General features: G+C 36.7%; 11 protein-coding genes. All 11 read left to right on the top strand.

The window, feature by feature from the left end; genetic code table 11:
- Positions 1–12: 12 nt before the first annotated feature.
- Positions 13–723, top strand: a complete 711-nt coding sequence (locus tag AC1RNE_RS21220; RefSeq protein WP_492803954.1) for a thioredoxin domain-containing protein — start codon at positions 13–15, stop codon at positions 721–723.
- A 145-nt stretch (positions 724–868) separates the two neighbouring features.
- Entirely contained in the window at positions 869–3,925 is a 3,057-nt protein-coding gene (locus AC1RNE_RS21215; RefSeq protein ID WP_492803952.1) for a SusC/RagA family TonB-linked outer membrane protein, read from the top strand.
- A 112-nt stretch (positions 3,926–4,037) separates the two neighbouring features.
- Entirely contained in the window at positions 4,038–5,606 is a 1,569-nt protein-coding gene (locus AC1RNE_RS21210) for a RagB/SusD family nutrient uptake outer membrane protein (protein WP_492803951.1), read from the top strand.
- A 96-nt stretch (positions 5,607–5,702) separates the two neighbouring features.
- Positions 5,703–6,173 (top strand): DUF6841 family protein, encoded by a 471-nt coding sequence (locus AC1RNE_RS21205; protein WP_492803949.1) that lies wholly within the window; start codon positions 5,703–5,705, stop codon positions 6,171–6,173.
- 19 nt (positions 6,174–6,192) lie between these two features.
- Positions 6,193–7,584, top strand: a complete 1,392-nt coding sequence (locus AC1RNE_RS21200) for a sulfatase family protein (protein ID WP_492803948.1) — start codon at positions 6,193–6,195, stop codon at positions 7,582–7,584.
- 110 nt (positions 7,585–7,694) lie between these two features.
- Positions 7,695–10,004 carry an arylsulfatase gene (locus AC1RNE_RS21195; protein WP_492803946.1) on the top strand — a complete coding sequence of 770 codons (2,310 nt, stop codon included), beginning with the start codon at positions 7,695–7,697 and terminating at the stop codon, positions 10,002–10,004.
- Between the two features lie 75 nt (positions 10,005–10,079).
- Complete coding sequence (locus AC1RNE_RS21190) at positions 10,080–11,486, top strand: DUF1254 domain-containing protein (protein WP_492803944.1); 1,407 nt, start codon at positions 10,080–10,082, stop codon at positions 11,484–11,486.
- A gap of 67 nt (positions 11,487–11,553) precedes the next feature.
- Entirely contained in the window at positions 11,554–12,837 is a 1,284-nt protein-coding gene (locus AC1RNE_RS21185; protein ID WP_492803942.1) for a hypothetical protein, read from the top strand.
- Between the two features lie 121 nt (positions 12,838–12,958).
- Positions 12,959–13,132 (top strand): hypothetical protein, encoded by a 174-nt coding sequence (locus tag AC1RNE_RS21180; protein WP_492803940.1) that lies wholly within the window; start codon positions 12,959–12,961, stop codon positions 13,130–13,132.
- A gap of 15 nt (positions 13,133–13,147) precedes the next feature.
- On the top strand, positions 13,148–15,019 hold the full coding sequence (locus AC1RNE_RS21175) for an arylsulfatase (protein WP_492803938.1): 1,872 nt from the start codon (positions 13,148–13,150) through the stop codon (positions 15,017–15,019).
- A 207-nt stretch (positions 15,020–15,226) separates the two neighbouring features.
- Complete coding sequence (locus tag AC1RNE_RS21170) at positions 15,227–15,646, top strand: rhodanese-like domain-containing protein (RefSeq protein ID WP_492803936.1); 420 nt, start codon at positions 15,227–15,229, stop codon at positions 15,644–15,646.
- Positions 15,647–15,648: the final 2 nt, after the last annotated feature.

Genomic DNA, 15,648 nt, shown 5'->3' with positions numbered 1-15,648 from the left:
AAATCCATAAAAATGATTAAGACCTTAAAATTTATCGTACTATCACTAGTACTGAGTACTACTGTATTGGCACAGAAAAGCGATACAGAGACAAAAAACTTAGTTTCAGCAGATGTTTTTGCTTCAAAAATTCAGCAACAAACAAAGCCACAGATTATTGATGCCAGAAGTGCAGAAGAGTTTAATCAAAACCACATCAATGGCGCAACGAATCTAGTTCCTCAAGATGCATCTTTTATTGAAAAGCTTAACCCTAGCCAGCCAGTGTTTGTTTATTCAATCGCTAATGGCAGAAGTGTAGTATTTGCGAAAGATTTAGCCAATAAAGGTTTCAAAGAAGTGTACGTATTGGATGGTGGCATTGGTGCATGGGTAGGACAAGGTAAAACTGTTTTTACAACTGCTAAAAAAGGATTAACTATCAATGATTTCAACAATATTTTAGCCTCTAACAAACTTGTTTTAGTAGATGTTGGGTCAAGATATTGTGGGTCATGTAAAAAGGTAAAGCCAGTATTGGAAACCTTAAGAAAAGAGCATGGTGATGCATTGAAAATTGTGGAAATAGAGCTAGAAGAAAGCCCACAATTAATTGCATCCTTGAAGAAGGTTACTTCATTTCCTTATCTGATTCTGTATAAACAAGGGAAAGTGACTTTTGAAAAAAGTGGAATTGCTGAATTGAAAGGTGTTTTGGATACTGCTCTGGCACAAGCCTTGTAGTATTTTCTTAAATCATCGGATAGGTAGTAATTGCTATATCCGATGATTAAATTTTATTAAAATCAAATAACCCTTACTGTTACCCCCAGTCTTCATTTTGTATAAATGAAACCCTTTAATAGTATATATAATCCATAGAATAAAAATGAAAAACAAATTACTAAGATTAATTTTTATGTTGACGTTAGCTTTCATTTCGATGAAGGCTCAATCTCAACAATTGACAGGAAAAATTATTGATTCCAGAACGAAAGAACCAATCATAGGAGCTGCAATAGCCATAAAGGGAACCTCAATAGGGGTAACCACAGATGTCAATGGTAAATTTATCCTCAAAACCTCTCAAAAACCTCCTTTTACTGTTATTGCTACGTTTGTAGGATATAAGAAAAAAGAAATAGAAATTATTGAATTTGAAAACCTTAACATTTCTTTGATAGAATCAAAAGGACAACGCCTTGATGAGGTAATAGTAGTTGGATACGGTACTCAGAAAAGAAGTGATATTACAGGTTCAATTGCGTCAGTACCCTTAGAAATAAAATCTCAGCCAGTGGCTTCTGTAGAACGTCTTTTACAAGGTTCTGTTGCTGGTGCAATTGTTACTCAAACCTCAGGACAGCCAGGTGGTGGGGTTAGTGTTCAAATCCGTGGTAATAACTCTATTACGGCTGGTAGCGACCCACTATACGTAATCGATGGTTTCCCTATCAACAATGATTATTCATTGAATGATGCAGGTGTAACCAATGGTTCAAAAATCAACCCATTGTCATCGATTAATACTGCTGATATAGAATCGATTGATGTATTAAAAGATGCCTCTGCTACTGCCATTTATGGTTCACGTGGTGCTAATGGAGTTGTGATTGTAACTACTAAAAATGGCTCAAAAGGGAAATCTTCTATTAACTATGATGCTTATTATGGTGTTCAAGAAGTAATCAGAACATTACCTGTTTTGAATGCAAGAGATTGGTGGTCACTTAGAAAAGATGCTGCTAAAAACTCAGGTAAGACTACTTCTTTACCATCAGTTACAGGTTATTCTTTAGATACTTCGGGTGTTGGAACAGACTGGCAAGCAGCCGCTTTCAGAAAAGCTGCTATCCAAAGTCATAGTTTATCAATTCTTTCTGGGTCAGATAAAACAAGATTATCGATTTCAGGAAACTACTTTAAACAAGACGGTGTACTTCAAAATACTGACTTCATCCGCTACTCTGGTAGATTTGGCTTAGACCATGACTATAGCAAACGTTTTAAAATCACGTCGAGCTTATCAGTAAGTAATACTAAATCACAAGTAGCACCAGCGGCTATTGTAGCTAATTTACTACTTACTCCTCCGTCATTGCCTGTTTATAAAGATGATGGTACTTTTGTGGTAAACAGCCCGTTTGAGTCAGGCTTACAAAACCCGATTAACTCTTTATACAATCAGTTAAACGAAACGATTACCAATCGTATTTTAGGAAACGTAGCAGGTGAATATACGCTTGCTGATGGTTTAAAAGCAAAAGTATTATTTGGTATTGATATTGTTGATAACAAACAAAATCGTTATTTACCAAGCAGTACAGCAGAAGGTTTAGCCCTTTCTGGTGATGCTATCGTGGGTACTGCTTTCACTAGCAACTGGCTGAATGAGAATACATTAAGCTACGATAAAGAGATTGACGCTAAAAATAAAATTAATGCTGTAGTAGGTTTTACGGCACAACAGTCAAAATCAAAAGGAGCAGTAGCTGAGGCCGCGGGTTTTGCTACAGATGCTTTCTCATATAATAACTTAGGCACAGGGATTACTACTAGAACGCCAAGTTCATTTGCTAGTGAATGGGCATTAGCGTCTTATTTAGGAAGAGTAAACTATGTGCATGATGATAAATATTTAGTAACGCTGACACTTCGTGCGGATGGTTCTTCAAGATTTGGGGATGGCAATAAATGGGGTTATTTCCCTTCTGCAGCCTTTGGATGGAATGTGAGCAATGAAAAATTCTTCCAAAACGTTAAAAATGTAAGTAGCTTTAAAGTGAGATTGAGTGCAGGATCAACGGGTAACCAGAATATTCCTTCATACCAATCATTGTCTCAGTTAAGCTATTTTAGATACAATTTCTCTAATACAACCGTTTCGGGTTATGCACCAAACACAGTACCTAATCCTAATTTAGGTTGGGAAAAAACCTTCCAAATTGATGGTGGTATTGATGTTGGTCTTTTCAATAATCGTATTTCGCTTGTGGCAGATTATTATTACAAAAAAACAACCGATTTGTTGTTGACAAGAACAGTACCAGGTACTTCTGGTTTATCTGATTTCTATAACGGACAAGCTTCTGTGATTTATCAAAACATCGGAGCTGTAGCCAACCAAGGATTTGAGCTATACATCAATTCACACAATATTGATAGCGATTTGAAATGGAATACTACGGTGGTATATTCTAACAACAGCAATAAAATCTTAAATCTTGGCGACGGTGTAGATCAAATCATTCCTTCTATTTCTTCTCCATCTATTGCAAAAGTAGGTTATCCTTTGGGTTCATTCATTGTGTATCAAACAGATGGTATTATTCAATCTGGAGATGCTGCGCTTACTCCACAAGCTAACAAAAGTCCAGGGGGGCAGAAATATAAGGACATCAATGGCGATGGTGTAATTACACAAGCTGCTGACAGGGTTATTATTTCAAATCAACCAGCATTTACGGCAGGTTTGACGAATACTTTCAACTATAAAGGATTTGACTTAGCGATTTTCTTCCAAGCTTCAGTAGGTGGTAAAATCTATAACGCCAATAGAGCCAACCTTGAATTAGGAACGGGATATGTAAACAGTTCAACTGAATTATTAAACAGATGGACGCCAACAAATACAAATACTGATGTAAAAGCGGCTTATCAAGATCCTGCTATTACGATTTCAGATCGTTTCATTGAAGATGCTACTTACTATCGTCTGAAAAACGTTTCCTTGGGTTATACTATTCCTGCTAAAATCGTAAAGAAAGCGAACATCAAAAGCTTAAGAGTATATATCTCAGCACAAAATGCCGCTACTTGGACAAAATATACTGGCTATGACCCAGAAGTAAGTTTGAACGGGCAATCATTGATTAACAAAGGTATTGACTCGGGTGTATATCCAAACAATAAGTCTTATCAAGTTGGGGTGTCATTATCATTCTAGCTTTCAGCTATCAGGTGTCGGCTTTCGGATTAAACTATAACATATTTATCTATTAGCCGAAAGCCGATAACTGAAATCCGAAAGCCATTTTATCATTTTAAATTAGATCATCATGAAATTATTCAAATATATAGCACTTGCCAGCATAGGATTTACGGCTAGCTCTTGCGAATCATTTTTAAAAGAAAATCCCGAGTCAATTATTTCAGAGGAACAATTTTATAAAACACAAACTGATGCCATTAATGCTGTAAACGCAGTTTACTTTTCATTAAATTCAGGAGGAAGTAGTATTCAAACGCCTTATAATACCTTGTTTAATACGGGGATGAATTTTGCAGGCGATGATGAAGACCCAGGACCAGGTGCAACCAATGCGGATGTGCGCTCGCTAGCCGTATTGGCCCATTCATCTTCTAATCTTCGTGTATATGAATTATGGCAACAACACTACGCTGCTATCAAAAAAGCTAATGTAGCGCTTGAAAAAATTCCGTCGATTGAATTTGATGCTACGCTGAAAGCTAGATTATTAGGAGAAACCAAATTCCTAAGAGCTTTATATTATTTTAATTTAGTTCGTTTATATGGCGATGTTCCTTTGATTACTAGCTATCAAAAGTATGTTAACGCAGGGGATTATGCCATTGCCAAATCGCCTACAACGGAGGTATATCAACAAATTGAAAAAGATTTAACAGAAGCGGCGGCGGCTCTACCAAATTCATATTCATCACCTGATGTTGGAAGAGTGACTTCTGGCGCTGCTAAGTCTTTATTAGCAAAAGTATATTTAACAAAGGCGTCTTTACCGGTTAATTTAACCCAACACTATCAAGATGCTGTTAAAAAAGCAGAAGAAGCATTATCTCCTGCTGACGGTGGTACGGGTGCTTATGGATATGATTTATTCACCAATTATGCGGATGCTTTTTTGCCTGCTTCTAAAAACGGCAAAGAGCATATTTTCTCTGCACAATTTAAATCAAATTCATTAGGTCAAGGAAATAACCAAAATCCACGTTCGATTTTGACTGCTATTCCAGGCTTAACAGGAGCTTATGCAGACATGGTTCGTTTTTATACTGTTGGCACTGATAAATTCTTTAGTGTTTATAAACTTTACCAACCTACTGACAAAAGAAAGCGAGTAACTTTTGTAACGAATTTTACTAGTCCCACAAATGGTAGAAAATACGCTTTGCCAATTGTCAACACTGCCGTACCGAATGACTCGACTCCATTCTTTAACAAAACTTGGGACCCGAACTCGTTATCACCAACCAATGAATCTGCTGCCAACGTAGCCATTATACGTTATGCTGAACTATTATTGATTCATGCAGAAGCTGAAAATGAATTGAACGGTCCGACGACAAAAGCATATAAGTCTTTGAATAAAGTAAGAAACAGAGCAGGCTTACCCAACTTAGCAGAAGGATTGACAAAAGACCAATTCCGCGAAGCCTTATACCTTGACCGTCGTTTAGAATTAGTGTTCGAATACCAACGTTGGTTCGATTTGATTCGCCAAAAAGATGGTTCAGGGAAAAGTACTTTCGTAACCAACTTACATAAAGTAGGTAAAACAAATGCGGCAGACAAGCATCGTTTGTTTCCAATCCCACAGTCAGAGATTGACAACAATCCAAAGTTAGAGCAAAATACGCTTTGGAAATAATTAATATTGAGTGAGTTGTGGAAGAATAAAACAATTATTCTTCCATAACTCACAAATTGCTGACTCATCCTTAAAAACTTTTGATTTCATTTATTTATGCAAAAGAATATCATTATTGGTTTACTGTTCTCTGTAACACTTTTCTCATTTGTCAAGAAAAATTTTGATGGAAAAGGCACACACGAAAGTAATCCTGACGTAAAAAAAGAGGTATTTAAAGTATTAGACGACTATATGAATACCTTCAACGCTAAAGATGCAAAGGCTTGGCAGGCTACTTATCATTTTCCACACTATCGTTTAGCAAGTGGCAAAATGTCGGTATTAGAAAAAGCAGGTATTTTAGATTCAACGGTATTTATACAACTTGGCAAAACGGGCTGGCATCATAGCAAATGGAACCATAGAAATATCATTCAGGCATCCGATGACAAAGTGCATGTTGATACACAATTCTCCCGCTATCGTGCGGATGGTTCATTGATTCAAACATACGAATCTTTGTATGTTGTCACTAAAGAAAATGGGAAATGGGGCGTAAAATTACGTTCAAGTTTCGCTGAATAATTCCTACTTAAAAGTTATCATGAGATTTTCAATTAAAAATATCCTTGCTTTTTCGCTCAGCATATTATCCACTTCGGTTTTAATGGCTCAAAATGCTCCTAGCAAAAAACCAAATTTTGTTATCATCATGGCCGACGATTTGGGGTATGGAGATATTGGTACATTTGGAGCAAAAGATATACGCACGCCCAATATTGATAAACTAGCCACGAATGGCTTGAAATTTACGTCTTTCTATTCAACTTCACCCGTATGTAGTCCATCTCGATTTGGTTTATTAACAGGTCGTTATCCTCGTCGCCAAGGAATTGATGGCGTGTTTTTTCCAGAGAGTTTTAATGGTATTCCTAAAGAAGAATTAACCATTGCCGAAGCACTAAAAACCAAAGGTTATTCAACAGGAATTGTGGGGAAGTGGCATTTAGGACATCATCGCCAATTTTTACCGCTACAGAATGGCTTTGATGAATACTTTGGCATTCCTTATAGCAACGATATGCAAGGAACTGCTTACTTGCGTGACAATGATGTAGTTCAATACAATATTGACCAACATTTTACTACCAAAACGTATACTGATGAAGCGATAAGCTTCATTGAAAAACACAAAAAAGAACCCTTCTTTCTCTATTTACCGCATACTATGCCACATTTACCTTTATACGCCTCGCCAGCATTTGAAGGGAAATCTCAAAGAGGGCTATATGGTGACGTGATTGAAGAGTTGGATTGGAGTGTTGGACAAGTGATAGAAGCCTTGAAAAAGAATGGCATCGAAGAAAACACTTTAGTGATTTTTACGAGCGACAATGGTCCTTGGACAATCTTTGACATTGAAGGCGGTTCAGCTGGAAATTTAAGGAATGGCAAAGGAACTACTTTTGAAGGTGGACAGCGAGTGCCAACTGTTTTTCAATGGCCTGCTAAAATCAAAGCTGGAAGTGTTTATGAAGACTTAGCCTTGCATTTAGATATTTTCCCTACCATCTTGAAATTAGCAGGCTATCAAACTACTTTACCTAATCCGATTGATGGTGAAGATGTTAGCCAAATTTTGACAGCCAATGGAAAAAGAAAAGGCGACGAATTTATCTACTATTCAAACGGAAAAATAGAAGCTTTCAGAAAAGGAGATTGGAAAATAAGATTAGCACAAACAGCTTCTAAAAACTACCTAAATGGCAAAGAAGTACCTGCCACTGAACCTTTTTTATTCAATTTAAAAGAAGATGTGAGCGAAACTAACAACCTATACCAAAGCAAACCTGAAAAAGTAGCTGAGTTATTAGCAGCTTTAGACAAAAAGGTAAAAAGTATAGGTCAAACCCCTCAAACGCTTCCGCAAAGATTAGTAGCTGATGATGCCCACATTAAAAAATATTTTCAGCGTCATCCTGAATTGAAGAAGTAACAATTCATATGTTACGCAATATCATATAGGAAGGCTTTGTTGTCAAATCCTCTTTAAACTTTATCAATTAATATACAAAATCGATAGATAAAATATTAATACTGAAAAGCATGATGATTATTCAAAAAAAAGTAAAACTATTTTCTAAACTGACAACATCCTTAGCATTAAGTGGTGTATTAGCCAGTTCAAGTGTTTTTGCACAACACGACCCAACCCTCCCTTTCCAAGGAAAATTAGGTAAAACGTTCCAAGAAACGAAAGAAGTTTGGACAGAACATTCGCCTCAAGCGCCTAAAAATGCTCCTAATGTAGTCTGGATTTTGCTTGATGATGTAGGTTTTGGTGCAGTAAGTACTTATGGAGGTTTAATCAAAACGCCTACATTGGATAGTCTAGCGGCTAATGGTTTGCGTTATACCAATTTTCATACAACTGCTATTTGTTCGCCCACTCGTGCTGCTTTACTGACGGGGCGTAATTCACATTCGGTTCACATGGGTTTATTCCCTCAAACTGGTGGTGGAACCCCAGGGTATGATGGCTTTATGCCTTTTGAAAAAGCTACTATTGCCGAAATCTTACGTGAAAACGGTTATAATACGTATGCAGTTGGTAAATGGCACTTGACACCAGCAAAAGAATCTACACCAATTGGACCTTTCAATCGTTGGCCAACGGGTAGAGGATTCGACCATTATTATGGATTTTTAGGGGGTTCAACCGACCAATATTATCCAGTAGTTTGGGAAGATACCAAGAAGATAGTCCCAGAAAAAGGCAAATTATTTAGTACTCAAATGGCAGATAAAGCCATTAACCTAATTGCTGAACAAAAATCACTTGCTCCTGAAAAACCATTCTTCTTATATTTTACCCCAGGGGCTGGTCATGAACCACACCAAGTGGATAAATATTGGAGTGACCAATACAAAGGGAAATTTGATTTTGGTTGGGATAGATACCGAGAAATCGTTATCGAAAATCAAAAGCGTTTGGGCGTAATTCCTAAAGATGCCGTTTTGCCAGAACGTGGACCGGGTTTAAAAGCATGGAACTCATTATCCCCTGATGAAAAGAAAGTGTATGCCAAATTTTTTGAAGTATACGCAGGTTTCTTAACGCATATCGACTTTGAAATTGGGAGAGTACTTAATTTCTTGAAAGAAAGCGGCCAGTTAGATAATACGCTCGTGATTGTTTCGGTAGGTGATAACGGAGCAAGTAAAGAAGGGACTTTTGAAGGAAGAGCGCATCGTAATTATGATCCAGATTTGACACCAGAACAACGTTTGAAGAAAAACCTTGCTTTAGTTGACCAAATCGGTACAGAATATTCAAGTCCAAATTATCCTTTGGGTTGGGCTCAGGCTACTAATACGCCTTTCAAACATTGGAAACAAGATGCCAATTCAGAGGGCGGAACGCATAATCCTTTGATTCTTTTCTGGCCAAAAGGTATTAAAGACAAAGGCGGTATTCGTAATCAATATACGCACTTGATTGATATTTTACCAACAACGATTGAATTGACTGGGGCAAAAGTACCGACAGTAATTAATGGTTATCCCCAAGAACCGATTGAAGGAACAAGCTTGGCTTTTAGCATTAATAATCCAAATTTGCCTTCACGCCATACCGTACAGCATTATGAAATCATGGGTTCTCGTTCGATTTATAAAGATGGATGGAAAGCAGGTACTTTGCACGTAAAAAAACAGCCATTCGATAAAGATGTATGGGAATTATATAACCTAAATGAAGATTTCAATGAGCGTAATGATTTAGCAACCAAACATCCAGAGAAACTACAGGAACTCAAAGAATTATTTGATGCTCAGGCTTGGAAATACAATGTGTATCCATTGAAAGATGGTACAGGTTCAGTACCTGCTCCTTCGCCAACCATTTTCGACAACCGCAAACAATTGGTTTTATATCCGCAAACTTCACAGTTGTTTGAAGGGTCTGCTCCAAAATTGGGCGGTCGTTCTTTAAGCATTAGTGCTGATGTAGTGGTACCAGAAAAAGGTGCTGATGGTGTGTTATTAGCGATTGGTGGAAGAGCAGGTGGATTGAGTTTATATGTTCAGAAAAATCAATTGTGGTTTACTTATAACAATGGCGAAGAAAAGGTTTATGCTACTTCAAGCGAGCCTATCAAAGCAGGAAAAAACATCTTGAAAGTAGACTTCAATTACCAAGGTGCTGAAAATATTAATAACGCTCCTGCAACAGCTATTTTGTATATCAACGATAAAAAAGTAGGTGAAATAAAAATCACAAGAACTTTACCTGCAGTTGGCTTCTATGAAAGTATCGAAGTGGGAAAAGACCAAATTACTGCCGTAACAGAAAAGTACAGTGTGCCTTTTAGTTATGCAGGTAAAATCAACCATGTAACGATTGATTTAAAGTAAACAAGATAGATGATTAGCTGGTAAATGCTGTTTGCCAGCTAATCATTTATTGGCTAAAAATATTCACTAACTAAAATGGAAAATATCAATAGAAGACAATTTTTAACTGCATCACTTATTCTTTCATCAATCCCTTTGTTGAAAGCTCAGACAGTTAATAGCACTGATACAGAAACGTTGGCGATTGCTAAAGAAGCATATATTTATGGTTTGCCTTTAGTCCTGACAGATTTAACAAGAATTGTAGGTAGCAGACCTTCTAATCAATTTCACCATAGCAGGGCTTTTCCTGACCATACTTTCAAAGCCGTTGTTCGTCCTAATAATGATACTTTTTATTCTTCAGCTTTTCTGGATTTAGGAACAGAACCGATTATTCTAGAGATTCCTGATACACAAGATCGCTATGCAGTTGTACCGCTAATGGATGCGTGGACAAACGTTTTTGCTTCATTTGGAAAAAGAACTACTGGTACAAAAGCTCAACGATATATTATAACAGGACCAAAATGGAAAGGTGTATTACCAACAGGTTTTGAAGAAGTAAAATCCCCTACAGATGTAGTCTGGATTATTAGTAGAATACAAGTGAATAGTCCAGAAGACGGAAAAAACTTTGTCAGTAAAATTCAAGATGGTTTGAAATTGAGACCATTAAGTCAATTAGACAAAAATGAGGTTACGACATCATCCAAAATTACGTATTCGGTAGAATCTTCGGAAGCTATCCAAGTATTAAAAGCAAAACGAAATGTAGTAGAAGCCCTCAAAAAACTAACTACTGAAGAATATTTCACTTATTTAAATGAGCTTTTAGTAAAAAATCCTGCTTTAGAAGCAGACAAAAAAGTAGTAGACAGATTTGCCAAAATTGGCATTAAAGCTGGGCAAAAATTCTCAATAAATCCCTTTGATCAAACAACTCAAACTGCTTTACAAAATTTACCTACAGAAGTAATAAACACCTTAGAAAAAGCAAGAACAATTCTTACGAATAACAACGAAAACAAACCTGATGTAACGATTGGGCATTATGGCACCAATTATCAAAAAAGAGCAGCAGTAGCTTATTTTGGTTTAGGAGCATTAGGGCCAGAAGATGCGGTTTACCAAGGTTATCGAGAGGATGCTGAACACAAACCACTCAATGGTGAAAATCAGTATGTCATTCATTTTGAACCTAATAAAACGCCTCCAGCCAAAGCCTTTTGGTCAATCACGCTTTATGATAAAGCAGGTTATCTTACCGAGAATGCTATTAGAAGATATGCCATTGGCGACAGAAGTAACCTTAAATATAATGCTGATGGTTCATTGGATATCTATATTCAACATGATAGCCCTAGTACGGATAAAGAAAACAATTGGCTACCTGCTCCCAAAGAAGACTTCAATTTGTCTGTGAGAATCTATTGGGCAACAGATGAATATTTAAAAACGGGCAATTGGGTAAAGCCAGCAATTAGAAAAATTGTGCTTTAAGTAGTAAACGATAAGCAATTATACGCTTAGTCTGTAGCGTATTGCTTGAAACATAAATACCAAAAATATGAACAAAATTTTAAGTACCATACTCTTCTTAAGCGTAATAAGTGTTGCTTCTGCACAAGATAAAGAAGAGGATGCCTTGTTTGCTACAGTCAAAAAATTTGTTGCTTTGGGCGAACATCGCACTGGTACAAAGGTTGATTTTGCTACTTCACAATGGTTAAAAACAGCATTAGACAAAATAGGCTTCCGCACTGAATTTGTTAATTTTCCAGTGAATCAATTTTTTTTTGAGGGAGGTAATATTATCGCTGATAATAAAAATTTAGACGCATTACCTCTTTGGCCCGTTGATCCAAAAGTTAATCAATCACAAAAAGGAATATTAATTGATGGTGATAGAACAACCGATATCAGCAAGCTGAAAGGAAAATTAGTACTGACTACCCTTCCTGTGTCAGGGGGTGCATTGAGTGAAGCCATCGAAAAACACCTTGAAAAATTCATTCAAGCAGGTGCTAAGGGTATTGTGGCCATCACTCCAAGCAATACTGGTGAAATTATAGCCCATAATACACGAAAAGATACTAAACCTTGGAGCATACCTGTATGGCAAGTAGCCTCCAAAGATTCAACTGTTTTTAATAATGCAATAAAGTCGGGGACAGAAGTGTCCGTTACGATAAAAGACTATAGCAAAGCGATACAAGCCAGAAATATTGTTGGAAAAATTGGCAATGGAAAGCAATATGTAGTGATTTCAACACCTATCAGTGGCTGGTATACTTGTGGGGGTGAACGTGGGCCGGGTTTGGCGACATGGTTAAGCTTAGCGGAATGGGTAAGTAAAAACCGTTCGCAATTTGCTGACTATACTTTTGTTTTTACAGGAAATTCTGGTCATGAGTTAGATAATTTAGGAGCATTAACATTTGCGGAGAAAGCAGCCCCTAAACCCGAAGAAACTCGTCTTTGGATACACCTAGGAGCGGCCATTGCTGTACGAGGATGGAAGAAAGAAAATGGTGTTTTTATCCAGACAGATGATGTAGATGCTAACAGAGGAATCTATTATGACGAATCTGTAGCAAATGCTTTTGAAAAAACCTTTGCTACTATAAAAGCAAGAAAAGGTAAAGGAACAGAGACCAATAAAGCCACGATAAAAGCGGGTGGAGAAGGCGGTTTATACAAAGAAAAAGGGTATAAAAATCTAGTTAGCTTGGCTTATGCCCATCGTTATCACCATGTAAAAACAGATGATGAAAACAATACTTCTCCTGCTTTGTTATTGGAAATTTCGAATGTTTTAAAAACCTTTATTTCGGAAGAGTTGAAACATTAATCCCAAGCTAGATAACAGTAATAAAAATTATGAGGAAAGATGTTGTTTAGCCATAAACAACATTAAAATTTAATTGACAATATAATACTAAATCGATAGAATATATATATAATTAAACCTTATGAAAGCAACTATCACTTCTTTCTCAACAAGATTCATAGGGTTGATTCCTCCCCTTGTCATCTTACTCATTACTGTTATCAGTAATCCAGATTTATTTAAGAAAAAACAACAAAATAAATTTAAAACAACCAATAGTTATCAAGTAAGTAATCAGAATAAACAATACAATTAACCCATTGATAAAATTATGCAAAAAATTAAACCAAAAATGAATCAATATTTATCCCTTTTAGCAGGCACAATATTGGTTACTTCGACAAGTAATGTCTTTGCTCAAGCAGAGCAGGAATGGAAAGGGAAAATTACTAAATCGCATACCACCTCAACGCCTTATAAAATAGACTATTTGAAAAAAGCCAAAGCGGGCTCACCCAATGTAGTTGTAATTATATTAGATGATGTTGGTTATGGTGCTTCTAGTGCTTTTGGAGGAGTAATCAATACGCCAAATTTTGAAGCATTAGCTAAGGGCGGTCTTAGTTATACTAATTTTCATACGACAGGTATTTGTTCTCCTACTCGTTCTGCTTTATTGACTGGTCGTAATCATCATTCAGTGGGCATGGGGCTTTTCCCTCATTTTTACCTTTCGGCTGATTATCCTGGTTATGATGGACACATCAAACCTACTAAAGGAACCATTGCAGAGGTGCTTCGTGAAAACGGATACAGTACCTATCAATTAGGTAAATGGCACTTGACCCCAGATGAAGAAAGTACAGATTTAGGACCTTTCGACCGCTGGCCATCAGGCAAGGGATTCGACCATAACTTTGGTTTTTTGGGTGGTGCTACTGACCAGTACAAGCCTGATTTAGTGGAAGATAACTTGCATATTAAACCAGATGGCAGACACTTGACAGCACAATTGACAGACAAAGCCATTAGTTATATTACTAAGCAAAAAACTCTTGCACCTAATAAACCATTCTTTTTATACTTCGCTCCGGGTGCTACACATGCTCCGCATCAGGTAGATAAAGTTTGGTCTGATAAATACAAAGGGAAATTTGATGCTGGCTGGGATGCTTTCAGAGAGCAAGTCTTTGCCAATCAGAAAAAGTTAGGCGTAATTCCAGCGAATGCTGTTTTACCTGACAGAAACGATTTTATCAAGGCTTGGAAAGATTTACCTACCGAAGAACAACATTTGTATGCTCGTTTTATGGAAGTATATGCAGGTTTCTTGGAATATACAGATTATGAAGTGGGTCGTTTGGTGAATCATTTGAAAGAAACCAATCAATTAGATAATACAGCAATCTTCGTAATCATTGGTGATAATGGAGGTAGCAAAGAAGGTACTGAGTATGGTGTAACCAATAAAAATCTACGTTTTGGAGCAGAAGGAACAACACGAGAAGAATACAAAAAATATATCTTGACCGAGTACGACAAAATCGGAACACCTAATGTATTGAGTTTAGCAAACTATCCTTTGGGTTGGGCTCAGGCAACGAATACGCCTTTCAAATTCTGGAAAAGTGATGCCAATGCTGAAGGTGCAACACACAACCCTCTGATTGTTCATTACCCGAATGGTATCAAAGAAAAAGGTGCTATTCGTACTCAGTTTGGTCACGTAACTGATATTCTTCCAACGATTGAAGAAATCACAGGCGTTACTCAACCAGAAGTAATCAAAGGCATCAAACAAGACCCAATTCATGGAAAAAGTTTGGTGTATTCATTCGGTAATGCCAAAGCTCCTGAGCAACATACGCAACAATACTTTACTATTTTTGGCAACAGAGCCATTTATAAGGACGGTTGGAAAGCAGGTGCTGCACATCACCCAAATACATTAGAAACTTTTGGGTTTAAAGGTGAAGCACTGCCTGTTATCGAAAACAATCCTGATAAAGATGAATGGGAATTGTATAACCTTACAGAAGATTTCAATGAAAGAGTAAACCTTGCTAAAAAGTATCCTGAGAAACTAAAAGAATTGAAAGCCCTTTTTGATTCAGAAGCTACTAAATATAATGTTTATCCATTAATTGATGTTCAACACGCTGCTGAACGATTCAGACTTCAATTGAGCGGGGGTGGTAAGTAATTGTGAATTAGTCAATTGTGAGTTAGTGATTATTAATCTTGTAATAATAATCATTAACTCACAATTCTGTGTATAAGGTATTCTGTTGCTCATAGAATAGGCTTTAGTGCTAGTAAAATCATTAACATAAAAAAGGAATAAATGGCTTTCAATTATCTAATTTTTAACATTGATTGTCATCAACCCAAAAGAAAATCCACAAAATATATGAAAAAATATCTTTTAACATTCATCCTCGTTACAACAGTAATCGTGGTTAATGCACAAACGGCAACACATCAGGCGTACACTCAAAAAACTGCTAATAAAGTGGTTGTTACAGAACAATTCAGCAAGAAAATTCTGAAAGAAATCAAAACAGGGAAAGCCTATTTAGTTGATGTCAGAACACCCGAAGAATATAGCACTAAGCACCTACAGTATGCTCAAAACATCAATATTCGTTCTGAAAAATTTGCGGATGAAATCAAGCAGTTAGACAAATCAAAGAAGATTTATCTGTATTGTCGCTCTGGTAATAGAAGTGGCAAAGCAGCAGATACCTTGCAAACATTTGGCTACAATTTTGGCTATAATATTGGGGCATTAGATAGTTTGGTCGTAAAAGGATTACCTGTAGAAAAATAAAA

Source organism: Arcicella sp. GW822-FHT02H01 (assembly GCF_058802005.1).
This window is presented reverse-complemented; position numbering and strand designations above follow the sequence as displayed.